This window comes from Rhizobacter sp. P2_H3, assembly GCF_056403355.1.
In genome coordinates this window covers 36,018-44,913 of the sequence record NZ_JBFUFQ010000028.1, presented here as the reverse complement: position 1 = coordinate 44,913, position 8,896 = coordinate 36,018, and the positions used below count along the sequence as shown (strand labels likewise).

Below are 8,896 nucleotides of genomic sequence, written 5' to 3'. Positions count from 1 at the left end.
ATGCCACGCTGCTGACCGGCCGCGAACGCCAGCGGCAGACGCGCCTCGGCTGGCTCGCCCGCTTCCAGACGGCCGATGGCGCCGTGCCGGCGCTCGCGCGGCTCGGCGTGGCCGGCGGCATCATCGCCGCGGTGCTGGGCCTGGGCGGCTCGGTGGGCGATGCGCAGATCGTCGTCTACAACGGGCTGGGCACGCCGGTGCAGGTGACGGTGGCCGGGCGCCCGCCGCTGGCGGTCGCACCGAACGCGCTGCAGCGGCTCACGCTGCCGGCCGGGCACATGGTGCAGGTCGAGTCGCGCACGCCGAAGGGCGCGCTGATCGAGTCGTTCGAGGCCGATGCGAAGGGCAGCTTCGGCACCTACGTCTACAACGTCGCGTCGGCCGCGCCGCTGGTCGAGTGGACCGCGGTGTACGGCCGCACGCAGAGCATTCCGGAGCGCATGCTCGGCACGCCGCGCTGGTTGTCGACCGGCGCCGAGCATGTGTTCGAGGAGCCGCCGAAGTCGATCAGCACGAAGGGCGGCGGCGGCACGCGCACCGTGTTGCAGGGGCTGGTCGACATGCCGCCCGATCGGCAGCTGGACGCCTTGGCCAACGACGTGCAGCGCCGCCAGCTGATCGCCACGCACCTGCGCTGGGAGGCCGGCGGCAGCGGGCCGGCCGTGCCGTGGCTCGGCATGGTCGGCGACGATGCCCAGCTGCTGGCGCTGGTGCGCGAGCGGCTGAAGGCGACGTCCGACGAAGTGGCGTCGCTGCGTGCCGAGCAGGACGGCACGCAGAATGCTGCGCATGCCGAGGTCTGCGCCCGCCATGTGGCGGCCAGCCGGGCGGCGCAGGACAACCCGAACCTGCGCTATGCCGCGGTGCGCTGCGACACCGAGAGCCCGCAGAAGTGGCAGGCCTTCATCGACGGCCATGCGCGCTGGCCGGCGCACGCGTGGTTCGGCTATGCCGCGGCGTATTCCGAACTCGACTTCGGCCGCCTCGATGCAGGCCTGGCCGGCCTGGGCRAAGCGCGCGGGCGCATGGCCTCGCTGGCGAGCTACATCGCGATCGACGAGGCGCGGCTGCGCCGCTTCCTGAAGCAGGACGACGCGAAGCGCATGGCCGAGCTGACCAAGGCGTCGCCGGTGCTGCGCGCGCGCCTGGCGATGGAGAGCGGGACCGCGCCGGCCGAGGAAGGCCTGCCGACCGAGTACGCCGAGCTGGCGCGCGGCCGCATCGATGCGGCGATGAAGGCCGCGGCCGGCGGCTCCGCGCACCGCCAGGCCCGCCTGCTGCGGTTGGCGGCGGCGTCCGACGGTGCCGATCAGCCACTCGTCCTGCGTGCGATCGCGCTGCCGACGGACAGCGGCGTCGACGATGCGACCGCGTGGCTCGCTGCTGCCGTCGCGGCACGCGGCGGGCAGGACATCGAGCCCTTCGTTGCCGCCGTCGCGCGCCGCTCGCCGACCGATGCAGCGCTGATGCGGGTGTTCTTCGAGCAACTGCAGAAGACGCGCGATGTCGGCGTGGCCGAGCGCGTGCTGGCCGAGATGTCGTTCCAATGGCGCGTGCACGCGTACGCGGCCGGCGTCGTGCTGCTCGGCCGCGAGGCGCCGGCGGCGTGGCGCGATGCGGCCCGCCGGCTGCTGTTCGCCGACGAGCGGCCGTATTTCACCCCGCCTGCATGACTTCGCGGATCAGCGCGATGAACGCCCGCAAGCCCGCCGGCACATGCCGGCGTGTCGGGTAGTACAGGCAGATGCCGGGGTAGGGCGGCGTCCAGTCCGCGAGCATGCGCAGCAGCCGTCCCTGCTTCAGGTCGTCGCCGACGTGCAGCTCCGACAGGTAGCCGACACCGACGCCGGCGAAGACCGCGCTGCGCATCAGTGACGGCTCGTCGAGCGTGATCGGGCCGGGCACGTCCAGCGTCAGCGATTCGCCGTGCCGCTCGAACTCCCAGCGGTAGCGCGCGCCGCTCGCCAGGCGCCAGCGGATGCAGCGGTGGTTCATCAACTCGCCCGGCGTGGCGGCGCTGCCGTGCGCCGCCACGTAGTCGTGCGACGCGACCACCGCCATGCGCATCGCGCCGCTCATCGGCACCGCGATCATGTCGCGCGGCACCGTGTCGGCCACCCGGATGCCGGCGTCGTAGCCCTCGGCGACGATGTCGATCAGCCGCCCTTCGGTGACCAGGTCGACCTGCATCTGCGGGTAGCGCTTCAGGAACTCGAGCACGATCGGCTCGAACACGATGCGCGCCGCACCGACCGAGGTGTTCAGCCGCAGCGTGCCGGCCGGCGTGTCGCGCAGCAGGTTCACCGCCTCCATCGCGCCGCGGATGTCGCCCAGCGCCGGCGCGATGCGCGCGACGAACTGCTCGCCGGCCCCGGACAGCGCCACGCTGCGCGTCGTGCGGTTGAAGAGGCGCACGCCGAGGCGCGCCTCGAGCCCGGCCACCGCGCTGCTCAGCGCCGAGGTCGACATGCCCATGTCGGTGGCGGCTGCACGGAAGCTGCCGTGCCGCGCCACGGCCAGCACCGCTTCCAGTTCGACGAGGCCTGACTTGTGCATTGTCCTGATTACCAGAACTAGTCATCGGGATTCGTGCAGCTTATCAAATCAATGCCCGGCCTCTAGATTCGATGCATCCCTTCATTGCACAGGACATCGACATGCACGGCATCACCCGGATCTACATCGACGGCGCCTTCGTCGCCCCGCACGGCCAGGAGCGTTTCGACCTCTTCAACCCGGCCACCGAGGCGCTTATCGGCCAGGTCGCGCTCGGTGACGTGGAGGATGCGCGCCGCGCGATCGCCGCCGCCCGGCGCGCGCTGCCCGGCCTGTCGCGCAGCCCGAAGGCCGAGCGCGTCGCGATGCTGCGCCGCCTGCACCGGGCGGTGCTGGCGCGCGTCGACGACATCCGCGACGCGACCATCCTCGAGTACGGCGGGCCGGTGTCGCGGGCGCAGTGGGGCGCGCAGTACGCGGCCGACGCCTTCCTGCTGGCGGCGCAGACGCTGGAGGCCTATCCACTCGAACGGCGCATCGGCAGCGCCGACGTCGTGATGGAAGCGGTCGGCGTGGTCGGGCTGATCACGCCGTGGAATGCGAATGCCGGCTTCATCTGCAATAAGCTCGCCACCGCGATCGCGGCCGGCTGCACTGCAGTGATCAAGCCCAGCGAGATGAGCGCGATCCAGACCCAGGTCGTCACCGAGGCGCTGCACGCGGCCGGCCTGCCGCCGGGCGTGTTCAACATCGTCAACGGCCGCGGCGACGTGGTCGGTGCCGAGATCGCCACGCACCCCGATGTCGCGAAGATCTCGTTCACCGGCTCGACGACCGTCGGCAAGGGCATCCTGCGGGCCGGCGTCGAGACGATGAAGCGCGTGACGCTCGAGCTCGGCGGCAAGTCGCCGACCGTGATCCTCGACGACGCGGACACCGACGCGGCGGTGAAGCTCGCCGTCGCGGCCGGTTTCATCAACAGCGGCCAGGCCTGCATCGCCGGCACGCGCATCCTGGTGCCGCAGGTGCGGATGGCGGAGTACGCGCAGCGCATCGGCGATGCGGTGGCGCAGGTGCGGGTCGGCGACCCGGCCGATCCGTCAACGGCGATCGGGCCGATGGTGAGCCAGCGGCAGTTCGATCGGGTGCAGCGCTACATCGGGATCGGCATCGCCGAGGGCGCCCGGCTGGTGACCGGCGGCGAGGGCCGGCCCGACGGCCTGCCGCGCGGCTGGTTCATCCGCCCGACGGTGTTCGCCGACGTGCGCAACGACATGACCATCGCCCGCGAGGAGATCTTCGGGCCGGTGCTGGCCCTCATCGGCTACTGCGACGAGGAGGACGCCGTCGCGATCGCGAACGACACCGTCTACGGGCTGCAGGCCTACGTCGCGTCGTCGAACCCGGCGCGCGCCCGCGCGGTGGCCACGCGGCTGCAGGCCGGCCGGGTGCTGATCAACGGGCTGCACAACGAGCCGCGCGCGCCGTTCGGCGGCTTCAAGCAGTCGGGCCTGGGCCGCGAGTTTGGCGCGTTCGGGCTCGAGGCGTTTCTCGAACCGAAGAGCGTGCTCGCGGGGGCCTGATCAGTCCGGCTTGCGGTTCAGCAGGCTGAAGCCGTGGCTCCAGTGGTTGTTGCCGAAGCCGTAGCGGATCCAGATCATCGCGAGCGACTCCAGCAAGCGGGCCTGTTCGATGCCGCCGAGGTCGATCGCGCTGCGCCAGCCGAAGCTGCGCAGGATCGCCGCGACCTCGGCCTTGGCGCCGGCGTCGTTGCCGGCGATGAACATGTCCGGCTCGCCGTCCGGCAGCTTCGGCTGCACCATGTGCGACGCCGTGATGATGTTGAAGGCCTTCACGACCTTCGACTGCGGCAGCAGCCGCTGCACCGTCTCGCCGGCCGAGTCGGTGAAGCCGAGGGCGAGCGCCGGCTGGCCCGAGCTGAAGTCGACCGGGTTGACGGCGTCGATCACGGTCTTGCCGGCGAGCGCGTCGGCGAGGGCCGGCGTCAACGCACCCTTCACGGCCGCCCACGGCAGCGCGATGACGGCGCTGTCGGCCTGCCGGGCGGCATCGACCAGGCTGGCTGCGGTGCTGCCGGGGACGGCGTCCAGCGCGGCGCGGGCCTTGGCGCCGGCGCTGTCGCGGCTGCCGAAGACGACACGGTCGCCGCGGGCGGCGAAGCCCTTCGCGAGCGTCGTGCCGACGGTGCCATTCCCAAGGATGGCGAAAGTGGAAGAAGGCATGTGGGGCTCCAGGTAGATGTCGATGGAAGGCATTGTGCGAACCGGTCATCCTCAACGTAAGATGGCTGAAGGTTCATGAACTCATAACCCGAGGTTGGGAATGGATGCAGCGCAGCGGGTGCCGGCCATCCTGTCGTTCGTGCAGACCGCCGACCGCGGCAGCTTCGCGGCGGCCGCCAAGGCGCTCGGCATCTCGGGGGCGGCGGTCAGCAAGAACGTGGCCGCGCTGGAGGCCTCGCTCGGCGTGCGTCTGCTCAACCGCACGACGCGGGTGCAGCGGCTCACGACGGAGGGCGAGGCCTTCCTCGAGCGGGCGCGCATCGCGATCGATGCGCTCGATGCGGCGGTCGACGCGGTCGCGGCACAGCGCGCCGAGCCGAGCGGCCGGGTGCGCATCTCGTGCCCGAGCAACTACGGCCAGCACTTCGTGCTGCCGCTGATGCCGGGCCTGCGGGCGCGCCATCCGGGGTTGATGGTGGAGCTGGATTTCGACGACCGGCAGGTCGACCTGATCGCGCAGGGCTACGACCTCGCGCTGCGCGGCGGCCATGCGAGCGATTCGAGCCTGGTGTCGCGGCCGGTCGGCCGGCTCGAGATGGTGCTGGTCGCGACGCCCGCCTACCTGGCCGGCCGCGGCGTGCCGCGCGGCCGTGCCGACCTGCCGGAGCACGATGTCGCGATGGTGCGTTTCCTCAGTGGCCAGGTCTCGCCCTGGACCTTCCGAGAGCCCGACGGCTCGACCGTCGACCTGTGGCCCGAGCGCTGCGTGATGACGATCTCGACCGGCGCCGCGGTGGAGGTGGCGCGCATGGGCCTGGGCATCGTGCAGGTCGGGCTGCCGCAGGCCTGGCCGCTGCTGAAATCAGGGGACCTGAAGGCGCTGCTGGTCGACGAGCACGTCGCGGGCGAGCGCGAACTGGCGCTGCACTACCCGCACCGTGCGTTGATCGCGCCGCGCGTGCGGGCGACGGTCGATCACCTGGTGACGCAGCTGTCGTCGAACGAGGCGCTGCACGTCACGCGCCAGGACGTGCGGCGCTACGCGGCCTGAGCCGCGCTCATCCGGTCACTGGAAGGCGACCTCCGCAAAGCTGCGCAGCTTGCGGCTGTGCAGCTGGTCGACCGTCTGCGCCCGCAGCAGCTCCACCGCCCGCATGCCGATGCGCAGGTGCTGGTCGACGCGCTCGCGGTAGAAGTGGTTGGCCATCCCCGGCAGCTTGATCTCGCCGTGCAGCGGCTTGTCGCTGACGCACAGCAGCGTGCCGTAGGGCACGCGGAAGCGGAAGCCGTTGGCCGCGATCGTCGCGCTCTCCATGTCGAGCGCCACCGCGCGGCTCTGGCTGAAGCGGCGCTCCGGCGTGCGCTGCGGCAGCAGCTCCCAGTTGCGGTTGTCGGTGGAGGCGACCGTGCCGGTGCGCAGGATGCGCTTGAGCTCGTAGCCGGTGAGCTGCGTGATGTCGGCCACCGCCTGCTGCAGCGCGACCTGGATCTCGGCCAGCGGCGGGATCGGCACCCACAGCGGCAGGTCCTCGTCGAGCACGTGGTCCTCGCGCACGTAGCCGTGGGCCAGCACGTAGTCGCCCAGTGCCTGCGTGTTGCGCAGCCCGGCGCAGTGGCCGAGCATGATCCACGCATGCGGGCGCAGCACCGCGATGTGGTCGGTGATCGTCTTCGCGTTGGCCGGGCCGACGCCGATGTTGACCATCGTGATGCCGGCGCCGTCGCCGCGCACCAGGTGGTAGGCCGGCATCTGCGGCAGCCGCGGCGGGATCGCGCCCAGCTCGTCGCCGGGCCGGTGTGCCGTGCCGGTGCGGCGCGTGATCACGTTGCCCGGCTCGACGAAGGCGAGGTACTCGCTCGCCGGATCGGCCATCGCCTCATGGCCCAGGCGCACGAACTCGTCGATGTAGAACTGGTAGTTCGTGAACAGCACGAAGTTCTGGAAGTGGTCGGGCGCGGTGCCGGTGTAGTGGCGCAGCCGGTGCAGCGAGTAGTCGACGCGCGGCGCGGTGAACAGCGACAGCGGGTGCGATTGGCCGGGCCGCGTCTCGTAGGTGCCGTTGGCGATCGCGTCGTCCATCGCGGCCAGGTCGGGCAGGTCGAACATGTCGCGCATCAGCAGCCGGCGCTCCAGGCTCAGGCTGCCTTCCAGGTGGTCGTGCTCGGCCAGCGAGAAGTGCACCGGGATCGGCTGGCCGCTGACGCCGACCTCGAGCGCGACGTTGTGGTTCTTCAGCAGCAGCCGGAACTGCTCCAGGTAATAGCCCTGGAACAGGTCGGGCCGCGTCAGCGTGGTCTCGTAGGTGCCGGGGCCGGCGACGAAGCCATAGCTCAGCCGCGAATCGGCGCGCGCGACGGTGTCGGTGTGCACCCGCACGAAGGGGTAGCAGGCCCGCACGTGCTCGGTGGGGGCGGTGCCGGCGACGAAGCTGTGCAGGGCACCACGCAGGTGCGTGAGGCTCTGCTCGTAGATGGCCTGCACCTGCGCGAGCGCGGCGACCGGGTCGGTGAAGCGCTGGGAGTCGAGAGACATGGAATGTTCCTGGAGCCGTTCGTGACCATTCTCTCGCGCCGCCATCACCCGTGCCGGCCGGGGTTTCCTACAATTTGCGCCATCAAAACATCGGAGGAGGAACGTTCATGCCCATTGCAGGCCTCGGGCTTCACATCGTCATCGCGCTGTTCTTTGCCGTGCACGCGGTGCGCAGCCGGCAGCAGACCTACTGGCTGTTCGTGCTGTTCTCGTTCCCGCTGCTCGGCAGCATCGTCAACTTCCTGGCGATCTACCTGCCGGATTCGCGGCTGGAGCGCGGTGCGCGCAAGGCGATCGTCGCGGCGGTGAAATCGCTCGACCCGACGCGCGAACTGCGCGACGCCCGCGCCGCGTTCGAGTACACGCCGACCGCGCAGAACCAGATGCGGCTTGCCGCGGCGCTGTACGACGCCGGCGAGTTCGGCGAATCGGCGCAGACCTGGGAGGCCTGCCTGAAGGGCCCGTTCTCGACCGACCTCGAGATCCGCCGCGGTGCGGCCCGCGCCAATTTCGCCCGCGAGCGGCCGCAGGAGGCGATCAGCCACCTGAACGTGATCCGCCAGCAGGACCCGAACTTCCGCGAGGAAGAGATCTCGCTGCTGCTCGCGCGTTCGCTGGCCGCCGCCGGCCGTCACGGTGAGGCGCGCGACGCCTTCGAAGCGACGGTCGCGCGCTTCGGCAGCTTCGAGGCGCGGGCCGAGTTCGCGATCTGGGCGCTGGTGCAGCGCGAGACCGAACTCGCCGGGCGCCTGCAGGTGGAGATCCAGCGCGCCACCGAGCGCTGGAACCGCCACACCCGCGAGCTCAACGGCGAGCTGATGCGCCGGTTGCGCGTCGCGCACGAGCAGACCAGGACGCCGCCGGCCTGATCCGGCGCCAGCGGTTTCAGGCCGCCGCCGGCTCGCCCAGGTAGACCCCGCGCGGCGCGGCCAGCCCCTGCCGCACGTTGCGGCTGAGGTCGTCGGCCAGCACTTCCTCGGCACCGCTCGCGAGTGCGTCGACCACCTGCTGCGCCACCTGGTCGGGGTTCGCCTTCGCCGCGTCCAGGCCCTTCGTCATGTCGGTGTCCATGTAGCCGACGTGCACGCCCACCACCTGCGTGCCCTGCGCGCGCAGTTCGCCGCGCAGGCCGTTGGTCAGCGACCAGGCAGCCGACTTGCTCGTGCTGTAGGTCGCCGCGCTCGGGATGTTGACCCAGCTCAGCACCGACAGCACGTTGACGATCGCGCCGCCGCCGTTGGCCTTCAGCACCGGTGCGAAGGCCTGGCTGAGCGCCAGCGGGCCGAAGAAATTGGTCTCCATCTCGGCGCGTGCCGCCGCGGCACTGCCGGCGGCCAGCAGCGGCGAGCCGCGCGTGATGCCGGCGTTGTTGATCACGACGCTCACGTCCTTCAGTTGCGCGGCGGCGCGCGCGACGTCATCGGCGTTCGTCACGTCGAGCTTCACCGCCTCGACACCCGGCAGCGTGATGCTGGCCGGGTCGCGGGCGGCGGCATAGACCTTCTTCGCGCCGGCGGCGAGCAATTGCTGGACCAGCGACTTGCCGAGGCCACGGTTGGCGCCGGTCACGAGGAAGACGGCATTGCGGATGTTCATGGCGGATCCTTTCGGGGGGATGCAGAGA

General features: G+C 71.2%; 8 protein-coding genes. 4 read left to right on the top strand and 4 right to left on the bottom strand.

The window, feature by feature from the left end; genetic code table 11:
• Window positions 1-1,673 (top strand): hypothetical protein (locus AC1D1T_RS08335; protein ID WP_477991751.1); only part of this gene is annotated, 1,673 nt, incomplete at its 5' end.
• Here AC1D1T_RS08335 and AC1D1T_RS08330 read toward each other — a convergent pair.
• Complete coding sequence (locus AC1D1T_RS08330) at window positions 1,657-2,556, bottom strand: LysR family transcriptional regulator (RefSeq protein WP_477829251.1); 900 nt, start codon at window positions 2,554-2,556, stop codon at window positions 1,657-1,659. The genes AC1D1T_RS08335 and AC1D1T_RS08330 overlap by 17 nt on opposite strands.
• Window positions 2,557-2,657: 101 nt before the next feature.
• On the opposite strand from AC1D1T_RS08330, the gene AC1D1T_RS08325 reads away from it, so the two are divergent.
• The gene (locus tag AC1D1T_RS08325; protein ID WP_477991750.1) at window positions 2,658-4,079 is read left to right on the top strand and encodes an aldehyde dehydrogenase family protein; all 1,422 of its coding nucleotides are present in this window, start codon (window positions 2,658-2,660) and stop codon (window positions 4,077-4,079) included.
• Here AC1D1T_RS08325 and AC1D1T_RS08320 read toward each other — a convergent pair whose 3' ends face one another.
• On the bottom strand, window positions 4,080-4,739 hold the full coding sequence (locus AC1D1T_RS08320; RefSeq protein ID WP_477828366.1) for an NADPH-dependent F420 reductase: 660 nt from the start codon (window positions 4,737-4,739) through the stop codon (window positions 4,080-4,082).
• 100 nt (window positions 4,740-4,839) lie between these two features.
• Between AC1D1T_RS08320 and AC1D1T_RS08315 the strand changes: the two genes are divergently transcribed.
• Window positions 4,840-5,790: a LysR family transcriptional regulator gene (locus tag AC1D1T_RS08315; protein WP_465114146.1), complete on the top strand. Its 951-nt coding sequence runs from the start codon at window positions 4,840-4,842 to the stop codon at window positions 5,788-5,790.
• A gap of 15 nt (window positions 5,791-5,805) precedes the next feature.
• Here the strand turns inward: AC1D1T_RS08315 and AC1D1T_RS08310 are convergent, their stop codons facing one another.
• Window positions 5,806-7,272, bottom strand: a complete 1,467-nt coding sequence (locus tag AC1D1T_RS08310) for an AMP nucleosidase (RefSeq protein ID WP_465114145.1) — start codon at window positions 7,270-7,272, stop codon at window positions 5,806-5,808.
• 107 nt (window positions 7,273-7,379) lie between these two features.
• Between AC1D1T_RS08310 and AC1D1T_RS08305 the strand changes: the two genes are divergently transcribed.
• Complete coding sequence (locus AC1D1T_RS08305) at window positions 7,380-8,141, top strand: tetratricopeptide repeat protein (protein ID WP_477828016.1); 762 nt, start codon at window positions 7,380-7,382, stop codon at window positions 8,139-8,141.
• A 16-nt stretch (window positions 8,142-8,157) separates the two neighbouring features.
• Here AC1D1T_RS08305 and AC1D1T_RS08300 read toward each other — a convergent pair whose 3' ends face one another.
• Window positions 8,158-8,868 carry an SDR family oxidoreductase gene (locus AC1D1T_RS08300; RefSeq protein ID WP_477828015.1) on the bottom strand — a complete coding sequence of 237 codons (711 nt, stop codon included), beginning with the start codon at window positions 8,866-8,868 and terminating at the stop codon, window positions 8,158-8,160.
• Between the last annotated feature and the right edge of the window lie 28 nt (window positions 8,869-8,896).